We start from the raw sequence: 22,165 nt of genomic DNA on the forward strand, positions 1-22,165 counted from the left end.
TCTCCTGACGTCATGGTCGGGGCGTGGCCCGACCCGCGAGATTGCAGGGTGAAACGACGCCCAGGGACGGCGTCGGAGAGGTGACTCACGAGTAAGTTACGCGCCGGTAAACCAGGACGGAAGAGCCACGAGGCAGTCCACTTCGCGCGGTTTCGGCGGGGGGAACGGCGTCGGCGGCGCGTCGACGAACCGCCGGCGGGACGGTGGTGGGACGGCGACGGTGGGGTCGGGGTCGGGGCCGGTGCCCGGTGGCGGTCGGCCCCGCCGATTTCTTGATCGCGGTATCGGTGCGCGCTGCGTCCCGCCCGGGCGTCGCCCGGGTACCGTGGTCCCGCGAGCGGGGGCAAGCGGGGGTGAGCGTGGAGGACGTCGACGCGGAGACGCGGCGGGCGTGGGAACGGGGCGAGCGCGGTCGGGCACGGTGTGCCGAGGCGCTGGCCGAGGAGTCGACGGACGAGGGTCCGGACGCCGTGCGCGAGTTGCTCGCGGAGGCGATCGAGTTGCTGACCGACGCACTCGGCGCGCTGGACGGCGCCGATGCGCACTGGCCGGAATTCGCCTACACGGCCGGCATCGCCCACGCCGCGAGCGCGAGCGCGGCGCCCGGCGGTGATCGACGGGCCTGGGACCAGGCGCGGATCTGCTTCCGACGCGCCCACCGGGCCGCGCCGGAGCACGCCCACCTGCTCCGGGCCGCCGCCCAGGTGGCCTCGGCCCGGATCGGACTCGACCCGCGCGGCATGCCCTGGCGCACCCTGCTCGCCCCGCCGTCCGCCGCCGAGATCGCCGCCGCGCTGGGCTGGCTCGGCAGCGACGCGCTGGTGCAACTCGTCCCCGGCGCAGCGGTGTTGACCGGCACGGACGGCACGACGCGGGTGCTCGACCTGCCCGAACTGGACTACGGCCTGGCCCTGGCCGAGGGCGATCGGGAGAACTGGGCGGACCTGCTCGACGCGTTGTGCGGCTGGGCCTGGGGCGCGGTGATGGAACCGGTACTGACCGCGCTGCCCGGCTCGTTCGGCCGCGCGCCGTCCCTGGTCCTGCTGCCCGCCGGACCGTTCGGCATGGTCCCGTGGCACGCGGCCTGGTCACTCGTCGACGGCCGCCGCCGGTACGCGCTGCAACACGCGCAGATCTCCTACATCGGCGCACCGCGCCTGCTGTGCGAGGTCGCCGCGCGGCGGAGCAGCGAGCCGGTCCGGCGAAGCCCGATCGAGATCGGCCGGACCGCCGGCGACCCGATCGCGTTCGTACCGGCCGGCGGTCACGACGAGACCTGGCGGGTGGGCGCCGAATACCTGACGGCCGGCACCCACACGGTGGTGTCCACGCTGTGGCCGGTGGACGAGACGACCACCGCGCTGGTCCTGTACATGGCCCACCACTACCTCGACCGCCGCGACCTGCCCCCGGCCCAGGCGGTGCGTACCGCGCAGTTGTGGCTGCGCGACCCCAAACGCGGCATCCCGGCCGCGATGCCGGCCGAACTGGCCGCCCGCGCCCGCGCGATCGTCCCGGACGACCTGACCGGCTGGGCGGGCTTCACCCACTCGGGATGGTGAGCCCTACCCGCGGAAAGCGGCACGTGCCGCCGATCCGGGTCGGTGCCGCACCCGCCCGGGACGGCGCGAATCACCCACCCGGGGGCATCTCCCGCGCCCGCCGGGCGACCCGGCCCGAGGTCGCCTTCCCCCACCCCGCCTTCCCAAGCCGCCCGCGAGGCGCGTACTGTTCGCCACGCCATCGCGGGAGCTCGGACCAACCGGGCTGAGAGGGCGGCATGGGGTGTCGGCGTCGAGCCGGTGTACACCCCGGGGCCACCGACCGCTTGAACCTGTCCGGGTAATGCCGGCGTAGGGAGAGCAGGTAGAGCCATGTCGGCTCCTGTCGTCGACGACGCACGCCCCGAGACGCCGCACGCCGGCGCCGAGGCACCCCTGATCCTGGACACCGCCCCACCACGCACCCTCGGCTTCCGCGACCAGGCGGCGTTCTGGGCCAACCTCGGGGTGAGCCTGCTCGGCTTCTCCGGCGCCCTGTACGTGCTGGCCCCGGTCGGCTACCCGCAACTGTCGATGGTTGCCGCGATCGTCGCGGCCGTCGGCGGCACGCTGATCGGCACGCTCATGGTCGCGGTCGCCGGCATCCCCGGTGCACGCAGCGGCGCACCCGCGATGACGGTGCTGCGCGGCCTGTTCGGCACCAAGATCTCGTACGTGCCGACGGTGTTCAACATCGTCCAGTGCATCGGCTGGGGCACCTTCGAGCTGCTGGTGATCTCGATCGGCATCGAGGCGATGACCGACGGCGACGGCCCGCACTGGCTCTACATCGTCGCCGCCGGCGCGGTCACCACGGCGATGACGCTGCGCCCGCTGGGCATGCTGCGGATCCTGCGCCGCTACGTGACGGTCGCGGTGGGCATCGCGATGCTCTACTTCTCGGTGCAGCTGTGGCGCGAGGGCCTGCCGCCGATGACCGAGGGTTCGTGGTCCGGGTTCTTCCCGGCGATGGACGCGGCGCTCGCGGTCGCGGTCTCCTGGGTCCCGCTGGCGTCCGACTACACCCGCCACTCGCGCGGCACCAAGCCCGCGTTCTGGGCCGCGTTGAGCGGGTTCTCGATCACCAGCATCTGGTGCTACCTGCTCGGCCTGGTCGCCCTCGCCCAGGTGGGCGGCGACCCGGACAAGATCTTCGACTCGTTCCTGGGCGTCACCGCCGGGTGGGTGTTCTTCGCGGTGCTGGTGGTGCGCGAGGTGGACCAGAGCTTCGCCAACGTCTACAGCACCGCGATGTCCATCCAGAACCTCGCGCCGCGGGTGGATCGCCGGGTGCTCTGCCTGGGTGTGGGTGCGCTGGTCACCGGGTTCGCGCTGATGGTGAACGACTTCGACACCTACGCGAGCTTCCTGTCGCTGATCGGTTCGATCTTCATCCCACTACTGGGCGTGCTCGCGGTGGACCTGTTCGCCGGGCGCGGCCGGGCCGGCTGGGACCTGGGCGACCACGCGCCGGCGCGCTGGGTGATGGTCGCGCCGTGGGCGCTGGGATTTTGCATGTACCAGCTGATCAACCCGGGCTCGGTCGAGTGGTGGGCGACGTTCTGGGGGCACATCCAGGACGCGCTGCACATCCACGCGCAGACCTGGACCTCGGCCTCGCTGTTCTCGTTCGCGCTCGCGGGCGTGACCGCGTACGTCGCGGTCGCGTGGGACCGGCGGCGGGCGGTCGCGGCGCGTTGAGATGGGCCGGCCGCGTCGGTCGGGTGCCTCCTCCCGACGCGGCCGTGATCCACCGGTGGGTCAGCGGGTGCCGAGCGCCTTGGCCAACTCGGCCTTGTTCATCGTCGAGCGGCCCTTGAGATTGCGCCGCTTGGCATCCGCGTAGAGCTGGTCGTAGGTCGGGCCCTGCGCGCCCTTGTGCGAGTTCCGGCCACCGCGCTCGGCCGAGGACATGTCGTGCGTCGAGGAACGGCTCGCCGTCTTCGACTCGCCGGCACGGGCACGCTCCTTGTTGACCGTTCGGGCGGCGATCTCCTCCGCGCGCTTCTCGCCGGTGCCGCGCTTTCGGGCACCCTCCTTGATGTGTTCGTACTGCCGCTCGCGCTTCGGGCTGGATCCGCGTGGCATGGCAAACCTCCTTGTTCGTTCCTATTCGTGTCGTTTCATGCGTTGCCGTCGCGTGCTGTCCGCTACCCGCGTTCGGGCGGATCATCGGTGCCGGCCGAGCGGAGTTGACCTTCGAGTCGGTCGAAGCCACAGACTCGCGGCATGGACGACACGAGCGACACGAACAACGAGGTACTGGTGCCGATCGGGATGTTCGCGCGGCGGGTGGGACTCAGCCCCAGCGCGTTGCGCTACTACAGCGACTGCGGTGTGCTGCGGCCCGCGTCGGTGGATCCGGACACCGGATACCGCCTGTACGCGCCGGCCCAGGAGGCACGGGCGATGCGCCTGCGCGAGCTGCGCGAGGCGGAGGTGTCGTTGCCGGACGTGGTCGCCGTACTGGACGGCCCGCCGGCACGCGCCGAGGCGCTGCTGCGCACCCATCTGGACCGCATGCGGGGACGGGTGGACATCGCGCGGGACGTGGTCGAGGGCGTACTGCGCGCGCTGAACACGACCGGTACGCGGGCCGAGGTCGGCGGCGCCGAATGGGCGAGCGCGGTGCGGCAGGTGGCGCCGGCGGCGGGGGAGGGGGAGCCGGCGGTGCTCGGGTGTGTGCTGGTCGAGGTGGCCGACGGCGAGGTACGCCTGGTGGCGACGGATCGGTATCGGCTGTCCGTACGCACGCTGCGGGCACTGCGGATCGAAGGTGGTCCGGGACGGGCACTGATCCCGGTGGGCGACCTGAGCGCGCTCGGCGCGTGGGCGACCGGGCATCGCGAGATCGCCCTCGAACTGGACACGACGGGCTGCCGGCTGCGCGCGGGCGAGGAGGTACACGAATTGCCCACGTCGGATGAGCACTATCCGGCCTACCGCGACCTGCTCGCCACCTCGGCCGTACCGACCACGCGTGCGGTGGTCGACCGCGCCGCCCTGCGCGACGCGCTGCTGGACGGCGACGCGGGCGCGGTTCGTGTGCTGACCGTCGACCCGGACCGGGTCGGGGTGGCCGACCGCACGCTGCCCGCGATCTGCACCGGCCCGCCGATCCGGCTCGCCTTCGACCCGGCGAAGCTGGTACCGGCGCTGGACGCCGGGGTCGGCCCGGACGTCCTGCTCGACATCGCCGCCGCCGATCGGCCGGTGCTGCTGCGTTCCGCCGACCAGGGCAGCTTCACCACCCTGGTGATGCCGGTGCCGCTTCCCGACGACGCCTGAGTCGGCGTCGTCAGGCGGTCTTGTGGCGGCGTCGGCCGCTGCTCTCCAGGTAGCGGGCGAGGCCGGAGAGGAGCATGCACATGCCGATGTAGATCGGGGCGATCACGATGACGACCGGGATGAAGGGAAGGCTGTAGTCGAGGTTGGTGGCGATCTGCTTGCCGGCGTACAGGAATTCCTCGTAGGAGATCAGGTAGCCCAGTGAGGTGTCCTTGAGCGTGACCACCAACTGGCTGATGATCGTGGGCAACATGGTGCGCACCGCCTGCGGGATGAGGATGTTCACCATCACCGTGGTCTTGCGCATGCCCAGCGCGTAGGCCGCCTCGCTCTGCCCCTTGGGGACCGCGTTGACGCCGCCGCGGAAGACCTCGGCCAGGACCGAGCCGTTGTACAGGGTCAGTCCGGAGATCAGCGCGAGTCGGGGTTCGACCTTCATCGCGATGAAGATGAAGAAGATCATCACCAGCACCGGCATGGCCCGGAAGAACTCCACGACCAGACCGGAGATCCAGCGCACCATCCGGTGGTCGGAGAGCCGGCCGGCCGCGAACACGGCGCCGAAGGCCAGCGAGAGCACCGCCGCCCACGCGAAGACCTGGAGGGTGTGCCCGAGGCCGCGCAGCAACAACTTTTGCACGCCCACGTATTCGAACGGCGCCCACTTGTCGTGGTCGAACTGGCCGGTGTCGATCAGCTTGTAGATCACCCAGGCCAGCACGCCGAGCAGCAGTACGGTGACGATCCAGCCGTAAGTACGGTGCCGGGCCAGGGCCTTGGGTCCGGGGACGTCGTACAGCGCCGAACTCTCGATGCTCATCGGGCCACCTCCAGGCGCTTCTCCAGGAAGCGGAACAGGGCGCTGATGGACAGCGTGATGATCAGATAGCCCACCGCGATCCACAGGAACGTGACGACGATGTCGTAGCCGAGTTCGTTGAGCGTGCGGTACGTGCCCAGCAGTTCGACGACGCTGAACGATCCGGCGATCGCGGTGTTCTTGGCGAGCGCGATCAGCGTGCTGCCCACCGGCGGGATCACCGCGCGCACCGCCTGCGGCAGCACGATCAGGTTGAGCGTCTGGCCGAAGTTCATGCCCAGGCTGCGCGCCGCCTCGCCCTGGCCGACCGGCACGGTGTTGATCCCGGCGCGAACGGCCTCGCAGATGAACGCCGAGGTGTAGCAGCCCAGGGCGAGCACCGCGAGGGTGAAGAACGGGAGCACCACGCCGAATCTGGGCAGGCCCAGCACGACCGCGAAGAACAGCAGCGTGAGCGGGGTGTTGCGGAGCACGGTCACCCACACGCCGCCGAGCAGACGCAGCGGCCGGACCGGGGAGACCCGGCAGCCGGCCATCAGCACCCCGATCACGAGCGCGATCGCCGAGGCGGCCAGGGTGAGTTCGAGGGTACCCACGAAGCCCTTGCGGAACAGGGCGAAGTTGTCGAGCAGGACGTTCATCGTCGACGCCTTCCGCTAGTACCGGTCCACCGGCGGCGGCTGGGGGGCCGGTACGCCGGAGAGACCGAGGGTCGAGTCGTAGGCGCGCTTCCAGTCGCCGTTCTGCTCGTGCGCGACGATCGCGTCGTCGAGCGCGAGGCGGAAGTTGCGATCCCCGCGTGGTACCCCGATTCCGTACGGTTCCTTCGAGAACGGCTCGCCGGCCAGCCGGAGTTGGTCGGGTACCTTCGCGGCGTAGCCCTTGAGGATGGTGTCGTCGGTGGTGACGGCGTCGACCTGAAGGCTGATCAGGTTGTCCACACAGACCGAATAGCTGTCGTAGGCGACGGCGGTGGCCTTGGGGTAGTCGGCGACCAGGCGCTGGTAGGGGGTGGATCCGGCGACCGAGCAGACCTTCTTGCCGGCCAGGTCCTGCGGGCCGTTGATGTCCTTGTCGTTCTTGCGGACCAGGAGCGCCTGACCGGCCATGTAGTACGGGCCGGCGAAGCCGACCAGCTTCTTGCGGTTGTCGTTGATCGTGTACGTCCCGACGTAGTAGTCGACTTCGCCGTTCTGCAGGGACGTCTCGCGGTTGGCGGAGGTGATCGTCTTGAACTCGATCCGGTCCGGCGGGAAGCCCAGCGAGGCGGCCGTCATCTTGGCGATCTCGATGTCGAAGCCCGAGTAGTAGCCGGTCGCCGGATCCTGTTGGGCGACATAGGGCTGGTCGGCCTTGGTGCCGACGATCAGGCGTCCGCGCGACTTGGCCGAGCGGAAGGTGGGCGAGTCGACGGTGACGTCGGTGGCGACCTGATAGGTCGGCAGGTCCTTGGCCTTGGGGCCCTTGGGCGGGGGAGTGCCGGATTTGCCGCAGGCGGCCAGGAGGGCGCCGGCGAGGAGGAGGGCGAGCAGGGCGGCGGTGTGCGTGCGGTGTCGGGTGCGGCTGTGGACGTGGGGTCGGGTACGGCGTGGAGAGCGGCGTCGGGTGCGCATGTTCGGACCCCCGTCAGTGCTTGAGGATCTTGGACAGGAAGTCCTTGGCCCGGTCGGTCTCCGGGTGGTCGAAGAAGTCCTCGGGGCGGCGCGACTCCACGATCCGACCGTCCGCCATGAACACGACGCGATTGGCCGCCGACCGGGCGAAGCCCATCTCGTGGGTGACCACGATCATCGTCATGCCCTCGACCGCGAGCGTGCGCATGACCTCCAGGACCTCGTTGATCATCTCCGGGTCGAGCGCGGACGTCGGCTCGTCGAACAACATCACCTTGGGGTCCATCGCCAACGACCGGGCGATGGCCACTCGTTGCTGCTGACCGCCGGAGAGCTGCGCCGGATACTTGGGCGCCTGGTCGGCCAGGCCGACCCGGTCCAGCAACTCGCGGGCCTTCTTGACCGCTTCGGCCTTGCTGCGCTTGCGGACCTTGATCTGGGCCAGCGTCAGGTTCTCCAACACGGTCTTGTGCGCGAAGAGATTGAAGGACTGGAACACCATGCCGACCTCGGAGCGCAGCCGGGCCAGTCCTCGACCCTCGGCCGGCAGCGGCAGGCCGTCGATGGTGATGCTGCCGGAGTCGATCGTCTCCAACCGGTTGATCGTGCGGCACAGCGTCGACTTGCCGGAGCCGGAGGGGCCGATCAGGACGACCACCTCGTTGCGGGACACCGTCAGATCGATGTCGCGCAGAACGTGCAGCGACCCGAAGTGCTTGTTCACGCCGGAGAGAACGACGAGTGGGTCTTCCGAGGTCACAGGTATTCGACTCGCCTTCGACACGGGGGCAGGGGCCGTGCGCAAGCGCACATGCCCGGTGCATCGACCTCGGCGGGTCGATTCAGTCGCGTCGCCGCCGCCAACCCCTCTAACGGCCGATAGAGTCCCCTCGCGCGGGTGACACGTGCCCGGTCGGGGGCGCCGATGCGCGGATCCCGCGCCGGCGGACGTGCGTTCGGGCGGAGCGGGTCGAGCCGAGGGAGTCGTCGATGGCCAAGGTCAACATCAGTCTGGACGCGAACGTCGTGATCGAGGTCATGGTCCTGTCCGGGGTGCGCAACGCACAGGACGCGATCGAGGCGATCGTGCTCGACTACATCGCCCGCGGCCACCGCACCGAAGCGCTGACCGGCAACGTCGAGGACCACCGGCGCACGGTCGAGGAGCGCGAGCAGCGCAACCCGGTCATCGAGTAGCGGGCCCGGTCACGCCGCTCGTCGCGTGGCGTCCCACCGGCCTCCCGAGCCGCCGTTGTCCCGAGCCGCTGTGTATCGCCCGAGGGGGCTGCGCGAGAATGGCCGCCGACACGTGTGACCCGGAGCCTCGGGTCGGGTCGGCGGGGGACGAGGTGCGTACGCATGCGGCTGTGGCTGTCCTATTTCGCTTTCATGTCCTCGGTGGGCCTGACCAACCGCACCAGCGACATCTGGCGCAGCGCGCGGGTGGCCGACGACATCGTGTCGGCGTTTCGCGCGGTGCCGCTGGGTGACCCGGCGCGGCGCGGGCTGGTTCGGGCGATGGCGCTGGTGGCGATCCAGATGTGGTGCGTGTCCATCGTGATCGCGGTGTCGCCGTGGTTCGCGGCGGACGGCGAGAGCCCGGCGGCGTTCCGGGGCTATCTGTCGATGGCCGCGATCGTGGTCCTGCTGGTCGTCGTGGTGATCGAGGCGACGGTCATCCTGTTCAATCGGCCGCGCAATCTGGTGGCGCCGCACATGCGGGGGGAGCGCGGCGTGCTGCGCTGACGGGGCGTCATGTGCCGGCGGTGCGGTGCGCCGTCCGGGCCTGCGGCGGTCCTTTCGCGGGCGTATGGCGGCCCGGTGACGGGTGTACGGCGGTTCTTCGGCGGGCTCTTCGGCGGGCCTACGGCAACAGGGCGCAGCCGCCGTAGCCGAGGACGTGTTCGCGCAGCAGGTCGCTCGTGGCCGGGTCGCGGCGGCGGAAGGCGGCCACGATCGGCTCGTGGTCGGCCGCGTTCTCCTGCAGGTCCATCCGGTAGACCCGGATCGACAACGTCGTCCACACCTCGATGCCCAGCGCCTCCCAGACCGAGCGCAGCAGCGCGTTGCCGGACGCCGCGACGATCTCGCGGTGGAAGGCCACCCCGTGCCGGATCTGGGCGCCCGCGTCGCCGTCCGCCGACGCCGCGTGCAGTGCGGCGACGTGCCGGTCGAGCGCGGCGAGCCGTTCGTCGTCGATCCGGGGCAGCGCGAGCCGCGCGGCGGTCTCCTCCAGGCCCGCCCGGACCGGGTAGATCTCGCGTAGATCGTGCTCGCTGAACGAGCGCACCCGCACGCCCTTGTTGGGCTCCGACTCGACCAGGCCGAGCTGTTCCAACTCGCGCAACGCCTCGCGGACGGGTGCCTGGCTGACCCCCAACTCCACCGCGACGCGGCGCTCGACGATGCGTTCGCCCGGGGCCCACCGGCCCGCGACCACGGCTTCGGTGACGTACTGGCGGATCTGTTCGCGCAGCGGGCGGCGTTCCAGGGTCGGGCGGGGCGGCTCGGTCATCGGGCCAGTCTAGGACGCGGACCCGACTTTTGCGCAATGATCGATCATTGCGCAGAATGGAAGGGCTTCGCCGCGGAGCTCCCGACTTCCCCGGAAGCCCGCACCCGGAAGCTCCACCGATACGAAGGAGGGCGGCCCGGATGTCACACCACACGACCGGCCGTACCCCGACCGGGCAGCTCGACCAGCTCCCCGACCGGGATCCCGAGGAAACCGCGGAATGGACCGAGTCGCTCGACGCCGTCGTCCGCGCCGCAGGCCCGGGCCGGGCCCGGCTGCTGCTGGCCCGCCTGCTCGAACACGCGGCACACCGCGGCCTCGACCTGCCGCCGGTGACGCGCACCCCCTACGTCAACACCGTGCCCACCTCGGCCGAGCCGAGCTACCCCGGCGATGTGGACCTGGAGGAGCGGATCACCGCGTACAACCGGTGGAACGCGGCGGCCATGGTCACCCGGGCGAGCCGGTTCGGGCTGGGCGGGCACATGGCCACGTACGCGTCGGCGGCGTGGTTGTACGAGGTCGGGTTCGAGCACTTCTTCCGGGGGCGGGCCGACGGTGGGCCCGGTGATCAGATCTACTTCCAGGGGCACGCGTCGCCCGGGGTGTACGCCCGGGCCTTCCTGGAGGGGCGGCTGACGGCCGATCGACTCGACCGTTTTCGCCGCGAGGTGGGCGGTGGCGGGCTGCCGTCCTATCCGCATCCGCGATCCCTGGGCGGCTTCTGGGAGTTCCCGACCGTGTCGATGGGGCTCGGGCCGTTGGCCGCGGTCTACCAGGCGCGGTTCAACCGCTACCTGCACCACCGGGGCATCAAGGACACCTCGCAAAGCCGGGTGTGGGCCTTCCTGGGTGACGGCGAGATGGACGAGCCCGAGGCCACCGCCGCGCTCACCCTGGCCGCGCGCGAGCAACTGGACAACCTGGTCTTCGTGATCAACTGCAACCTCCAGCGATTGGACGGGCCGGTGCGCGGAAACGGGCGCGTGGTCCAGGAGTTGGAGAGCGTGTTCGCGGGCGCCGGGTGGCATGTGGTCAAGGCGCTGTGGGGTCGGGACTGGGACGAACTGTTCGCGCGCGATCGTGACGGTGAGCTGATCCGCCGCCTGGAGCACACGCCCGACGGCCAGTTCCAGACCTACTCGGCCGCCGACGGCGCCTACATCCGCGACAACCTGTTCGGCGGCACACCCGATCTGCGCCGGGTGGTGGCGCACTTGGACGACGCGCGGCTCGGCGAGCTGGTCGGGTTCTCCCGGGCCGGCCACGAACCGCGCAAGGTGCACGCGGCCTACCGCGCGGCGATCGAGCATCGGGGCGGGCCCAGCGTGGTGTTGGTGCAGACGGTCAAGGGGTGGACGCTCGGACCGGGCTTCGAGGCGCGCAACGCCAACCACCAGATGAAGAAGCTGCGGCAGGACGAGTTCCGGGTGATGCGCGACCGGCTGGACCTGCCGGTGTCGGACGCCGACCTGGACGGCGAGTTGCCGCCGTACCTGCACCCGGGGCCGGATTCGCCCGAGGCCCGCTACCTGGCCGAGCGCCGCCGGGTGCTCGGCGGTCCGGTACCGGCGCGGCGGCTCGGATTCACGCCGCTGCCGGAGCCGCCGGCGCTGGGGGAGGCGCCGTTCGCCGCGTTGCTCAAGGGGTCCGGCAGGCAGGAGATCGCGACCACGATGGCGTTCGTGCGACTGGCCAAGGAGCTGATGCGCGATCCGGTCGTCGGCCGGCGCTGGGTGCCGATCGTGCCGGACGAGGCGCGCACGTTCGGGATGGAGTCGATGTTCCCGACCGCCGGGATCTACTCGCCGCACGGGCAGACCTACGACGCGGTGGACCGCGAACTGCTGCTGTCCTACCGGGAGGCGGTGGACGGCCAGATCCTCAACGAGGGCATCACCGAGGCGGGCGCGGTCGCCTCGTTCACGGCGGCGGCCACCGCGTACGCCACGCACGGCGAGCAGATGATCCCGTTCTACGTCTTCTACTCGATGTTCGGCTGGCAGCGAGTCGCCGATCAACTGTGGGCGCTGGCCGATCAGATGGGTCGGGGCTTCCTGATCGGCGCCACCGCCGGCCGTACCACGATGACCGGCGAGGGGCTGCAACACGCTGACGGCCACTCGCAGTTGATCGCGTCGACCAATCCGGCCTGCGTGTCCTACGACCCGGCCTTCGGGTACGAGATCGCGGTGATCGTCCGGGACGGTCTGCGTCGGATGACGACCGCGACGGCCGAACACCCCACCGGAGAGGACGTCTTCTACTACCTCACCGTGTACAACGAGCCGCTCCCGCAACCGCCGATGCCCAGTCCGGACGCCGTCGAGGGCATCCTGCGCGGCATGCACCTGTGCGCGCCCGTTCCGGACGCGGCGGCCGAACTGCTCGCCAGCGGCACGGCGGTGCGATGGGCCCTGGAGGCGCAACGGCTGCTCGCCGAGGACTGGCAGGTGCCCGTGCAGGTGTGGTCGGTGACCTCCTGGACCGAACTGCGCCGCGAGGCGCTGGCCGCCGGCGAGGACCGAGTCCCCTACGTCACCCGGGCATTGGCCGACGCGACCGGCCCGGTGGTGGCGGTGAGCGACTGGATGCGGGCCGTCCCCGACCAGATCGCCCCTTGGATCCGCCAGGACTGGACATCCCTCGGCACGGACGGCTTCGGCCTCTCCGACACCCGGCCCGCCACCCGCACCCACTTCGCCGTCGACGCCCCCGCGATCACCATCCGTACCCTGACGACCCTGGCCCACCAGGGCCGGATCAAGCCGGACCTGCCGGCCGAGGCGATACGCCGCTACGGCCGCGCAGGGGACTGACCTTCGCCCGGCAGACCGGACGCCCGCCGAAGGGGGCGGGTTCGGGGCCGCCACGGTCGTGCGGTGACGGCCCCGATCGTTGCCTCGGTTCAGCTACCGGCGATGAGTTGCGCCGGGCCGAAGGTATTGCCGTTGTTGTCGGGGACCTGTCCGGGGAAGGTGTAGACGTTGCCGTTGGCGGCGCGCGCCCAGAGGTCGGCCTTGCCGTCGCCGTCGAAGTCGGCCGTTCGTGGACGGCCACGCCGAATGGGCGGGGGCGGTGACGGGGCGCCCGGATGGTGGGGTGTTCGAGTACGTCGGCCGCTGAGTGGGTGGGGTGCTGAAACCGGTGGCCGGGGGTGGGGGTGGCCGGCAGCGTGGGTCGGCATGGTGATGTTGCGGCAGGTTCGGGCCGACTTCGATGCCGCTTCGGTGGTGGTCTATCAGGCGTACGCGCCGGCTGTTGCCGAACCCGCTTTGCGGGAGGGGCGGTTCGTGGCGCCGTTCTCGTTCGGGCGGATGACGTGGGTCAAGCCGTCGTTCTGCTGGCTGATGCATCGCAGTGACTGGGGGCGCAAGGCGGGCCAGGAACGGGTGTTGGCCGTGCGGATCGGTCGGGCCGGGTTCGAGCACGCGCTCGGGCGGGCGGTGTCGACCGAGGGGTCGGTGGCGGGTGCCGCGGTGCACGTGCAGTGGGATCCGGAACGGTCCTTGCGGGGCGCGGCGTTGAACCACTACAGCATTCAGGTCGGGATCGGGCGCGGGCTGATCCGCACCTTCAATGACGAGTGGATCGTCGGCATCACCGATCTGACGCCGTTGGTGCGGCGGGTGGCCGGGTTGGTCAAGGACGGCCGAGTCGACCAGGCCCGGCGGTTGTTGCCGGTGGAGAAGCCGTACCCGCTACCCGCGTCGCTCGCCCGGCGGGTCGGCGCGGACGGCTGAGCCGGGGCGAGGGACGCGGATGGCGGGTACGGGTTCGCATGCGGCGGGGTGCGCCGAGGGAGGTCAGGCGTGTGTGCCGCCGTCGATGCGGATTTCGGTGCCGGTGATGAAGGCGCCGTCTTCGGAGGCGAGCATCGCGACGACGCCGGCGATGGCGTCGGGGCCGGCCATCGGGGCGCCGCCGGATTCGAGTTCGGTGGCCAGGATCGGGGAGAGCTTGGCGAACAGCTCCCAGTCGGTGTCCGCCGGGAGGTAGCCCGAAGTCGCGTCGGTGATACCGGACTTGATGCTGCCGGGGGCGACGTTGACGGCGCGCAGCCCCTGCTTGCCGTATTCGAGGGCGAGCGCGTGGGTGAAGGACTGGATGCCGCCCTTGCTTGCCGCGTAGGCCGCCATGTAGGGGTGGGCGAAGGCCGCCGAGGTGGAACTGAAGTTGACCACGACGCCGTTGCCGGCGGCCAGGAGGGCGGGCAGCGCCTCGCGCGTGACCAGGAACGTGCCGGTGAGGTTGACCGTGATGATCTTGTTCCACAGGTCGAGCGAGGTCAGGTGGGTGTGCTCGGCGCGCAGGATGCCGGCGGCGTTGACCAGGACGTCGAGGCCGCCGAGTTCGGCTACGGCGGTACGGACGCCTTCGGCTACGGAGGTCTCGTCGGCGATGTCGACCACGAGGGTGGTGAGGCGCTCGGCGGTGCCCTCGGTGGTGGCGCGTTCGCGGGTGCCGGTGAGGCCGTCGGCGACCACGTCGGCCGCGACCACCCGGCCGCCCTCGCGGAGCAGTCGCAGGGCCGTTGCCTGTCCGATGCCGGAGCCGGCGCCGGTGACCAGGACGCGGCGGGTGTCGAAGCGGTTCATATGAGTGCCTTCTTTCCGGGCGGTGGGTATCCGCGTTGGGTCGCGGTGGGTATCCGCGCTTGGTACACGGCGGGTATCCGCGCTTGGTACCCGCTTTTCTGCACGTTACGCCTAACGTGCACGTTGTGCCATTAATTCCCCGGGCGGGCATTAGACTGGGCCGATGGATGCTGCTTCGGTCGGTTCGGATCAGGTGCCGGGTGCGGCTCGGCGGGGTGGGGCCGCCCGGGTGGGGCGGCCTTCGTTGACGGAGCGGCGGAAGGCCGATACCCGCACCGAGGTGTCGCGGGTGGCGATCCGGTTGTTCGCGGAGCGCGGGTTCGACGAGACGACCGTGGAGGACATCGCGGAGGCGTCCGGGATGGCGTTGCGGACCTTCTACCGGTACTTCCGGAGCAAGGAGGAGACCGTCGCGCCGGTGTTGTCGGCCGGGATCGCGGACTGGGTGGAGCGGCTGGCGGCGTGTGATCCGGGGGTCGGGCTGCTGGAGGCGATGACCACGAGTTATCGCGCGGCGATGCGGCACGCGCGAGAGGTGGACGGGGTCGACGATGCGCAATTGCGGGTCGTGCTGCGGACTGCGGAGGCACATCCGGCTTTGCGGGCGGTGTGGTTGGGCGTGCACCACGACTGCGAGGCACGGTTGCGGCCGGTGATTGCGGCTCGGAGCGGGGACGTGGACGCATTGGCGGTGGACCTGGCCGCGGGGGCGGCGAACGTGGCGGTTCGGGTGGCGATGTGGCGGTGGGCCTCGGCGAGCGGGGGTGGGGTGGACGCTGCGGAGGTCGTGGCCGATGCGTTGTTGCGGGTCGCCGATGGGGGGCTTTTGGGCACGTGAGGTCGGGGGTTCGGCCTCAAGCGCTCGGCTGGGTCCGCGGTGTGTGTCTCGTGTGTTGCTGCGGCAGGAGTGCGGCCGTTGGTCAGCGGGCCACGGTCGCGCGGTAGTGCTCGTCGGCGGCCGGCAGATTGCGATGGGTGTCGGCGGCCACGACGGCGCCGTCGTCCGGCACCAGGACGCGGTCGGCGGCGTCCGGGAACGCGGGGCTGCCGGTGATCACCACGGTGGTCCTGCCCCGGCGCAGGGCGGCCGGGGGTCGATCCCCGGTCCACCGGGATGCGCCACGCACACCGGACCGGTGTCGTGCGCGGCCTCAAGCGCCGGCCGGGCTGGATTCGGTCTCGGCCGGTGTCGGGCGTTGGTTGGTTCGGGGTGGCCTCGAGCGCCGGCCGGGTTGCAGGGGCTCAAGTGCCGGCTGGGGTGAGGGGGGCTTCGGGAGGGCTATGGCGATGGTCAGGCCGCCGTGGTGGTTGGCTGTGGTGGTTATTTGGGCCGCGTGGGCGTGGACGATGGCTTGGACGATGGACAGGCCCAGGCCGGTGCCTCGGGCGGAGCCGGTGCGGTGGGGGCGGAACCGGCGGAAGGGTTCGAAGAGTTCGGGGATGTGCTCGGTGGGGATGAGGGGGCCGGTATTGCGGACGCGGAGGGAGCCGGCGGAGACGCCGACCGTGACGTGACCGCCGGGGTGGTTGTGTCGCACGGCGTTCTCGACCAGGTTGGTGACCAGTTGGCGCAGGAGGAGCGGGTCGCCGGAGACGACGCTCTCGGCGAGGATCGCGTCGACTCGGATGCCGGCCTGTTCGGCGGCGGGTCGGGTGTGGCGCAGTACGTCGGCGGTGAGTTCGTCGAGTGCGACCGGGGACGCGTGGGCGTTGCCGCGTTCGCTGACCGCGAGGTTGAGCAGTCCGTCGATGAGGCGTTCGGTGCGTCGGTTCAGGGCGAGCAGTTGTTCGCGGGTGTCGATGATGTCCTGTGGTGCGTGGGGGTCGGCGAGGCCGATCTCGATGGCCGTGCGTTGGATGGTCAGTGGGGTGCGCAGTTCGTGTGAGGCGTTGGCGACGAACAGGCGTCGGCTGTCGAAGGATTTCTCCAGTCGGTCGAGCATCCCGTCGAAGGTGTCGGCGAGTTGCTTGAGTTCGTCGTCGGGGCCGGGCATCGCGATGCGTTCGTGCAAATTGTGCTCGGACAGTCGGCGTGCCGTCGCGGTGATCCTGTGCACCGGACGCAGCACCCGGCCGGACATCCACCAGCCGACCAGGATCGAGGTCGCCGCGAGCAGCAGCAGCGCCGCGCCCAACACGGTCAGCAGCTGACTCATCGTCACGTCCTGGCCGGTGTCGGTGACCCGGCGGATCGTCTCGGCGGGGATCACGGAGATCTGGATCGGTGTACCCGGAACCAGTTGCGCGGGCTGGGACACACCGCTCACCGCCCCGTCCCCGTCGTATTGATACGGGGAGTCCGCCGCGAATGTCCTGGCCATCGCCGTCGGCAACCGTTGCGACAACCGCTGGTCGACGAACCAGTACACGATGCCCAACAACACCGTGCCCACCACGAGCGACACGCCGCCGTACATCAGCGCGAGCCGGGCCCGTGCCGACGGTCGGCTGAACACCGCCTTGGCGAGCAGCCGCGCGTTGCCGACCAGGCCGCCCGCACCCGGTATCCGCAGGCCGCTCATATCAGGTATCCCGAGCCGGGCACGGTGCGGATGACCTGGGGGTCGCCGAGCTTGGCGCGCAGTTTGGACATGGTCACCCGCACGGTGTTGGAGAAGGGGTCGATGTTCTCGTCCCAGACTCGTTCCAGCAGTTCCTCGGCGCTGACCACCGTGCCGTCGGCGGCCATCAGGGTCGCGAGCACGGCGAACTCCTTGTGCGCGAGCCGGATGTACTCCCCGTCGCGGGTGACCTGGCGGCGGGCGTTGTCCAGCACGATGCCGTGCTTCTCCAGCACCGGTGGTACCGCCGGTGCGGCACGCCGGCCCAGGGCCTGGACGCGAGCCAACAACTCGGCGAACTCGAACGGCTTGGGCAGGTAGTCGTCCGCACCCAGCCGCAACCCGGCGACCCGCTCGGGAACCGTGCCGGCGGCGGTCAACATCAGGATCCGGGTACGCAGCCGACCCGCCACGACCGCCTGGCACACGTCGTCGCCGTGCGTGCCGGGCAGGTCGCGGTCCAGTACCAGGACGTCGTAGTCGTTGACCGTGAGCCGCTCCAGCGCGCTGTCGCCGTCGTACGCGACATCCACGGCGATCGCCGCCCGGCGCAATCCTCGGGCGATCAGGTCGGCCAGCAGTTCCTCGTCCTCGGTAACCAGGACTCGCAAGGTCTCGTCGCTCCGCTTCGGGCCGGGTGGTGGGCACCAACCTCATCGTTTATACGCGACCCCGTGTTAGCTCCGGATAACCAATTCGGGAGACGGCCGGGTAACCCGCCGCCGCGTAGACCTGCTGTCGCACCCCTCGCCGCACCGGCGAGGGGTGACCACACCAGCGACGGTACGCCTACAGGCGGGAGCGGCAGTGATGACGAGGTTCGGGCGCACGGGATCGGGGCGGCCCCTGGCGCTGAGGTTGGCGGTCGGGGTGGTCCTGGCGAGTGGTCTCGCGTTGACCACGGTCGGTTGCGGCGACGACGGCGGCTCACCGAAGAGCAAGGTGGCCTCGGGCGGCGGCAGTGGCGGCGCGAAGGCCGAGTCGAGCGGTGGCCAGGCCGGCTCGGGCAAGAGTGACGACGGCGAACGCCGGGACCAGATGGTCAAGTTCGCGGGTTGCATGCGCGAGCACGGGGTCGACATGCCCGACCCGGAGCCCGGTGAGGGCGGCGCGATGCGGATGCAGGCGATGCCCGCGGAGCAGGACGCGTCGAAGACCGAGAACGCGATGAAGGCGTGCGAGAAGTTCCAGCCGAAGAGCGACTTCGACCCGAACGACCCCAAGTACAAGGAGTGGCAGGCCAAGCACATGGACTGCCTGCGCGAGAACGGCGTGAACGTGGGCGACGGTTCGATGGGGATCACCCTCGACGCGGGCGACGACAAGGTCACGAAGGCGATGGAGTTGTGCAACAAGAAGGTTCCGCCGCTGACGAAGAAGAAGTAGGGGCGGCCTCGTGGTTTCGATCGACACTCCACAGCAGTACGAATACGACGAGGAGCCGGCTTCGGCACCCGTCGAGCCGGACCGCTCGGCGTATCCGCGCGAGCGCCGGCGTCGTCGGCGTCGGCGGGCCGTGGCCGCGGCACTGGTGCTGGCCGCGGCGGGCGGCGCGGCGGCCGTACTGCTCTCCGACGGCGACGGTGACTCCGGGGCCTCCGCGAACCGCACGAAGCTGGACGCGGTCCCGGTGACCCGGGCGGACCTGGTCGACCGGCAGAGCGTGGACGGCAAGCTCGGCTATGCCGGCACGTACTCCGTGAACGCGGCCGCACCCGGACCGGACAAGGAGCCCCCGTCGGCGGGCAACAACCCGAACAAACCGCAGGGCGGCGGCACTCCCGGGCCGACCCAGAGCCCCGGCGGCGGCCCCGCACCGGGTTCCGGGCCCGGCGCGGGAACGGGCGGCGGCCAGGGCGGTTCGCCCCCGGATTCCGGGAACAACGCGAGCCCCGGGACCATCACCTGGCTCCCGGGTATCGGCGACACACTGTCGCGCGGTGACCGGGTGTACGGCCGGGACGGGACGAAGGTGCCGTTGTTCTACGGCGAGACGCCGTTCTGGCGGGCGTTGTACGTGGGTGTCGAAAAGGGTGTGGATGTAAGGGAGTTGGAGCAGAACCTGCAGGCGCTGGGCTACGGCGGGTTCACCGTGGACGAGAAGTTCACCGACACGACCGCCGCGGCGGTGCGCAAGTGGCAGAAGGACATGGGCCACAAGCAGACCGGCCGGTTCGACGCCGGCGACGCGATCGTGCTGCCCGACTCGGTGCGCGTCAGCGAGGTCACCGGGGTCCTGGGATCGACGTCGCAGGGGCCGCTGCTCAAGGCGAGCGGCACCGGCCGTCGGGTCACCGTGAACCTGCCGGTGAACAAGCAGACGCTGGCGAGCAAGGGCGCCAAGGTCCAGGTCGGCCTGCCCGGCGGCAAGACCGCGAGCGGCACCATCACCCAGGTCGGCACGGTGGCCAAGGAGGGCGACCAGTCGCAGGGCGGCCCACAGGGCCAGGACAAGGCCACCATCCCGGTCGACATCGCGCTCGACCAGCCCAAGGACGCGGGCAGCCTGGACGGCGCGCCGGTGTCCGTCGGCTTCACCGGGAAGGAGAAGAAGGGTGTGCTGACCGTCCCGGTCAACGCGTTGCTCGCGCTCACCGAGGGCGGCTACGGCGTCGAGGCGGTCGAACCCGGCGGCGGTACCCGGCTGTTGAAGGTCGAACTCGGGATGTTCGCCAACGGCCGGGTCGAGGTGACCGGCGACGGCGTGACCGAGGGACTGAAGGTCGGGGTGCCCAAGGCATGAGGAGACATCGCGCGGCATCGCGCAAGACGGCCGAATCCCTCCCGCCCGGCAGCACCGGCGGTACCCCACCGGTGATCGAACTCGACGGTGTCGGCCGGTCCTACCCCGGCGGGGTGCGGGCGTTGATCGACGCGAATCTGACCATCGGGGCGGGCGAACTGCTGGCGGTGGTCGGGCCGTCCGGTTCCGGGAAGTCGACCATGCTGCAGCTCATGGGCACGCTCGACCGACCGACCGAGGGGGTGGTGCGGCTGCTCGGGCACGACGTCGCGCGGCTGAAGGACCGTCAGCTCTCCGGTGTGCGGGCCAACTGGATCGGTTTCGTGTTCCAGCAGTTCTTCCTCACCGAGCACTTCACCGCGGTGGACAACGTGGCCAATGGCCTCTACTACCACGGGATTCCGGTACGCGAGCGGCGCGAACGCGCGGCCGACGCGCTGGCCCGGGTGGGCCTGGGTGGTCGACTCGACCACGTCCCACGCGAGTTGTCCGGCGGCGAGCGGCAACGGGTCGCGATCGCCCGCGCGTTGGTCGCCCGACCCGCGTTGGTGCTCGCGGACGAGCCGACCGGCGCGCTGGACTCGCGCTCGGGGGCGACGGTGATGCGACTGCTGCACGAACTGCACGAAGACGGGACCACGATCGTGGTGATCACGCACGACCCGGGGATCGCCCGGTCGCTGCCGCGTCGGGTGGAGATCCTCGACGGCCGCATCCACGCGGACAGCGGTGTCTCCGGTGCGCTGCCGGTGGGGGTGCACGGATGACGACGACGGACCGGGACACCCTGGTCGGCCGGCCTGCGCCGTTGCCGTTGCCGGACACCGCGCGGCTGGGACCGGTCGACGTGGTGCGGGTCGGGCTGCTCGGGGTGCGCGGTCGGCCGATGCGCGCGGTCCTGTCCGGTCTGGGGATCGCGATCGGCATCGCCGCGATGGTCGCGGTGCTGGGCATCGGCACTGCCAGCCAGGCGCGGCTGATGGAGCAGATCCGCAGCCTGGGCACGAACATGCTCTCGGTCGGACCGGGGGACTCGATGTTCGGCGGGAAGGTGCCGCTGCCCGAGGACGCGGTGGACATGGTGCGCCGGATCGGCCCGGTGACCTCCGCCAGCGCCACCGCCCAACTGGACGGGCGGAGCGTGCGGCGCACCGACCGCATCGATCCGCGGGTGACCGGGGGCATCACCGTCGCCGCGACCCGCGAGGATCTGCTCGCCACGATCGGCGGCCGGGTGGCGAAGGGGCAGTGGTTCAACGCGGCCAACTCGCGCTATCCCACGGTCGTGCTGGGCGCGCGGGCGGCCGAGCTGCTCGGCGTCGACGGGCCGAATCGGCAGGTGTGGATCGGCGACCGGTGGTTCACCGTGCTCGGGGTCCTGGCCAAGGTGCCGCTGGCCCCCGAGGTGGATCATTCCGCCCTGGTCGGCTGGCAGGCCGCCCGCGACCTGCTCGGCTTCGACGGGCATCCGACCCGGATCTACGAGCGCTCCGCCGAGAACGCGGTCAACGACGTGCGCAACGTGTTGGCGGCGACGGCCAATCCGGCCGACCCCGCCGGCGTCAAGGTCAGCCGACCCTCCGACGCGCTGGAGGCACAACTCGCCGCCAAGAACACCTTCACCGCACTGTTCGTCGGCCTGGGCGCCGTCGCCCTCCTCGTCGGCGGGGTCGGCGTGGCCAACACCATGGTCATCTCCGTCCTCGAACGCCGCCAGGAGATCGGCCTGCGCCGAGCCCTGGGCGCCGGTCGCGGCCAGATCCGCCTCCAGTTCCTCACCGAGGCGGTCACCCTCTCCGGCCTGGGCGGCGTCGCCGGCGTGGTGCTCGGATTGATCGTGACCAGCGGCTACGCCCACGCACAGGGCTGGCCACTGGTCCTGCCGTGGCCGGCCATCCTGGGCGGCGTCGCGGCATCGGTGGCGATCGGGGCACTCGCCGGCCTGTACCCGGCCGGCCGGGCGGCACGACTGCCCCCGACGGAGGCACTCAGCTCGGGGTAAGGGTGAGGCTGAGGGTGAGAGTGGCGGATCGGGGCGGTTCGGCTCCTCGTCGGAAGCCACCTGTGTGGAACCTGGGCAAAACCTGGGCACTACCTGGGCAAGATTTGGCACGGGACGACTACCGGCATTCGGCGCGCCTGCCCACCCTCTCGCCCTCGGCGAAGCCGCCCGCTCGTGGATCTCACCATCCACGAGCGGGCGGCTTCATCGTGTCCGAACCTCCGCTCCGCACTCCCGACCCCCCACCGGGCATTCGACTCCCCACCAGGCGATTTACGCCGATCCGGGGCCGATTCCGGGCCCGCCCGGCCGTAGGTCTGCCGGACCATGCCGGTTGCCACACCGGGCAATCGCCGTCGCCACACCGGGCAATCGGCACGGCCACGCCGGGCAATCGGCGTCCGCGCAGGTCGGCATGGGAGCGGAGGGGATACGTACGACCAGATGATGACGCAGGCATGGTGAAGTCATCGATTGGGTTGAC

Annotated in this window: 21 protein-coding genes, 1 pseudogene and 1 riboswitch; of the genes and pseudogenes, 12 read left to right on the forward strand and 10 right to left on the reverse strand. The window is 70.8% G+C overall.

Features of this window, described 5'->3' with window-relative positions; genetic code table 11:
- Nucleotides 1–353: 353 nt before the first annotated feature.
- Nucleotides 354–1,562 (forward strand): CHAT domain-containing protein, encoded by a 1,209-nt coding sequence (locus ACH4U8_RS31095; RefSeq protein WP_395781659.1) that lies wholly within the window; start codon nt 354–356, stop codon nt 1,560–1,562.
- A 173-nt stretch (nt 1,563–1,735) separates the two neighbouring features.
- Nucleotides 1,736–1,879, forward strand: a riboswitch (TPP riboswitch).
- Complete coding sequence (locus tag ACH4U8_RS31100; protein ID WP_360319689.1) at nt 1,875–3,242, forward strand: cytosine permease; 1,368 nt, start codon at nt 1,875–1,877, stop codon at nt 3,240–3,242. (Overlaps the previous riboswitch by 5 nt.)
- 60 nt (nt 3,243–3,302) lie before the next feature.
- Here ACH4U8_RS31100 and ACH4U8_RS31105 read toward each other — a convergent pair whose 3' ends face one another.
- On the reverse strand, nt 3,303–3,629 hold the full coding sequence (locus ACH4U8_RS31105; RefSeq protein ID WP_360319691.1) for a plasmid stabilization protein: 327 nt from the start codon (nt 3,627–3,629) through the stop codon (nt 3,303–3,305).
- Between the two features lie 141 nt (nt 3,630–3,770).
- On the opposite strand from ACH4U8_RS31105, the gene ACH4U8_RS31110 reads away from it, so the two are divergent.
- Nucleotides 3,771–4,829 carry a MerR family DNA-binding transcriptional regulator gene (locus ACH4U8_RS31110; RefSeq protein WP_395781661.1) on the forward strand — a complete coding sequence of 353 codons (1,059 nt, stop codon included), beginning with the start codon at nt 3,771–3,773 and terminating at the stop codon, nt 4,827–4,829.
- 10 nt (nt 4,830–4,839) lie between these two features.
- On the opposite strand, the gene ACH4U8_RS31115 is transcribed toward ACH4U8_RS31110, so the two are convergent.
- Genes ACH4U8_RS31115 through ACH4U8_RS31130 form a run of 4 tightly spaced genes read right to left on the reverse strand, consistent with a single transcriptional unit; the run spans nt 4,840 to nt 8,028 of the window.
- A complete protein-coding gene (locus tag ACH4U8_RS31115; protein WP_395781663.1) occupies nt 4,840–5,649 on the reverse strand; it encodes an amino acid ABC transporter permease in 810 nt (269 codons plus the stop codon).
- Nucleotides 5,646–6,290, reverse strand: a complete 645-nt coding sequence (locus ACH4U8_RS31120) for an amino acid ABC transporter permease (protein WP_360319697.1) — start codon at nt 6,288–6,290, stop codon at nt 5,646–5,648. The genes ACH4U8_RS31115 and ACH4U8_RS31120 overlap by 4 nt, the downstream gene beginning before the upstream one ends.
- A 15-nt stretch (nt 6,291–6,305) precedes the next feature.
- On the reverse strand, nt 6,306–7,262 hold the full coding sequence (locus tag ACH4U8_RS31125) for a glutamate ABC transporter substrate-binding protein (RefSeq protein ID WP_395781665.1): 957 nt from the start codon (nt 7,260–7,262) through the stop codon (nt 6,306–6,308).
- Nucleotides 7,263–7,275: 13 nt separating this feature from the next.
- The gene (locus ACH4U8_RS31130) at nt 7,276–8,028 is read right to left on the reverse strand and encodes an amino acid ABC transporter ATP-binding protein (RefSeq protein ID WP_395781784.1); all 753 of its coding nucleotides are present in this window, start codon (nt 8,026–8,028) and stop codon (nt 7,276–7,278) included.
- Between the two features lie 224 nt (nt 8,029–8,252).
- Here ACH4U8_RS31130 and ACH4U8_RS31135 point away from each other — a divergent pair, with 224 nt between their 5' ends.
- Nucleotides 8,253–8,459, forward strand: coding sequence for a DUF2191 domain-containing protein (locus ACH4U8_RS31135; protein WP_355540066.1), 207 nt, complete (start codon nt 8,253–8,255; stop codon nt 8,457–8,459).
- A 162-nt stretch (nt 8,460–8,621) separates the two neighbouring features.
- Nucleotides 8,622–9,008, forward strand: a complete 387-nt coding sequence (locus ACH4U8_RS31140) for a hypothetical protein (protein WP_360319701.1) — start codon at nt 8,622–8,624, stop codon at nt 9,006–9,008.
- A 118-nt stretch (nt 9,009–9,126) separates the two neighbouring features.
- Here the strand turns inward: ACH4U8_RS31140 and ACH4U8_RS31145 are convergent, their stop codons facing one another.
- On the reverse strand, nt 9,127–9,777 hold the full coding sequence (locus ACH4U8_RS31145) for a GntR family transcriptional regulator (protein ID WP_360319703.1): 651 nt from the start codon (nt 9,775–9,777) through the stop codon (nt 9,127–9,129).
- Nucleotides 9,778–9,917: 140 nt separating this feature from the next.
- On the opposite strand from ACH4U8_RS31145, the gene aceE reads away from it, so the two are divergent.
- A complete protein-coding gene (gene aceE, locus ACH4U8_RS31150; RefSeq protein ID WP_395781667.1) occupies nt 9,918–12,596 on the forward strand; it encodes a pyruvate dehydrogenase (acetyl-transferring), homodimeric type in 2,679 nt (892 codons plus the stop codon).
- A gap of 366 nt (nt 12,597–12,962) precedes the next feature.
- Nucleotides 12,963–13,520 (forward strand): DUF4291 domain-containing protein, encoded by a 558-nt coding sequence (locus tag ACH4U8_RS31155; protein WP_360319707.1) that lies wholly within the window; start codon nt 12,963–12,965, stop codon nt 13,518–13,520.
- A gap of 63 nt (nt 13,521–13,583) precedes the next feature.
- Here ACH4U8_RS31155 and ACH4U8_RS31160 read toward each other — a convergent pair whose 3' ends face one another.
- Nucleotides 13,584–14,375 (reverse strand): SDR family oxidoreductase, encoded by a 792-nt coding sequence (locus tag ACH4U8_RS31160; protein WP_360319709.1) that lies wholly within the window; start codon nt 14,373–14,375, stop codon nt 13,584–13,586.
- 289 nt (nt 14,376–14,664) lie between these two features.
- Between ACH4U8_RS31160 and ACH4U8_RS31165 the strand changes: the two genes are divergently transcribed.
- Nucleotides 14,665–15,213 (forward strand): TetR family transcriptional regulator, encoded by a 549-nt coding sequence (locus ACH4U8_RS31165; RefSeq protein WP_360319711.1) that lies wholly within the window; start codon nt 14,665–14,667, stop codon nt 15,211–15,213.
- A gap of 82 nt (nt 15,214–15,295) precedes the next feature.
- On the opposite strand, the pseudogene ACH4U8_RS31170 reads toward ACH4U8_RS31165, so the two are convergent.
- The 3 genes and pseudogenes from ACH4U8_RS31170 to ACH4U8_RS31180 form a co-directional block, all read right to left on the reverse strand.
- Nucleotides 15,296–15,472 (reverse strand): annotated as a pseudogene (locus tag ACH4U8_RS31170) (ABC transporter ATP-binding protein); the annotation flags it as partial.
- Between the two features lie 54 nt (nt 15,473–15,526).
- Nucleotides 15,527–16,897 carry a sensor histidine kinase gene (locus tag ACH4U8_RS31175; RefSeq protein ID WP_395781669.1) on the reverse strand — a complete coding sequence of 457 codons (1,371 nt, stop codon included), beginning with the start codon at nt 16,895–16,897 and terminating at the stop codon, nt 15,527–15,529.
- Nucleotides 16,894–17,547 (reverse strand): response regulator transcription factor, encoded by a 654-nt coding sequence (locus tag ACH4U8_RS31180; protein WP_360325159.1) that lies wholly within the window; start codon nt 17,545–17,547, stop codon nt 16,894–16,896. The genes ACH4U8_RS31175 and ACH4U8_RS31180 overlap by 4 nt, the downstream gene beginning before the upstream one ends.
- Before the next feature lie 199 nt (nt 17,548–17,746).
- Between ACH4U8_RS31180 and ACH4U8_RS31185 the strand changes: the two genes are divergently transcribed.
- From ACH4U8_RS31185 to ACH4U8_RS31200, 4 genes are read left to right on the forward strand one after another with little or no spacing between them, the layout of a single operon-like run.
- A complete protein-coding gene (locus tag ACH4U8_RS31185) occupies nt 17,747–18,322 on the forward strand; it encodes a hypothetical protein (protein ID WP_379988697.1) in 576 nt (191 codons plus the stop codon).
- A 10-nt stretch (nt 18,323–18,332) separates the two neighbouring features.
- Nucleotides 18,333–19,679, forward strand: coding sequence for a peptidoglycan-binding protein (locus ACH4U8_RS31190; RefSeq protein ID WP_395781671.1), 1,347 nt, complete (start codon nt 18,333–18,335; stop codon nt 19,677–19,679).
- Entirely contained in the window at nt 19,676–20,446 is a 771-nt protein-coding gene (locus ACH4U8_RS31195) for an ABC transporter ATP-binding protein (protein ID WP_379992842.1), read from the forward strand. The genes ACH4U8_RS31190 and ACH4U8_RS31195 overlap by 4 nt, the downstream gene beginning before the upstream one ends.
- Nucleotides 20,443–21,681, forward strand: a complete 1,239-nt coding sequence (locus ACH4U8_RS31200) for an ABC transporter permease (protein ID WP_360315630.1) — start codon at nt 20,443–20,445, stop codon at nt 21,679–21,681. The genes ACH4U8_RS31195 and ACH4U8_RS31200 overlap by 4 nt, the downstream gene beginning before the upstream one ends.
- Nucleotides 21,682–22,165: the final 484 nt, after the last annotated feature.

The sequence above is a fragment of the Embleya sp. NPDC020886 genome (assembly GCF_044333915.1).
Classification (GTDB): Bacteria; Actinomycetota; Actinomycetes; order Streptomycetales; family Streptomycetaceae; genus Embleya.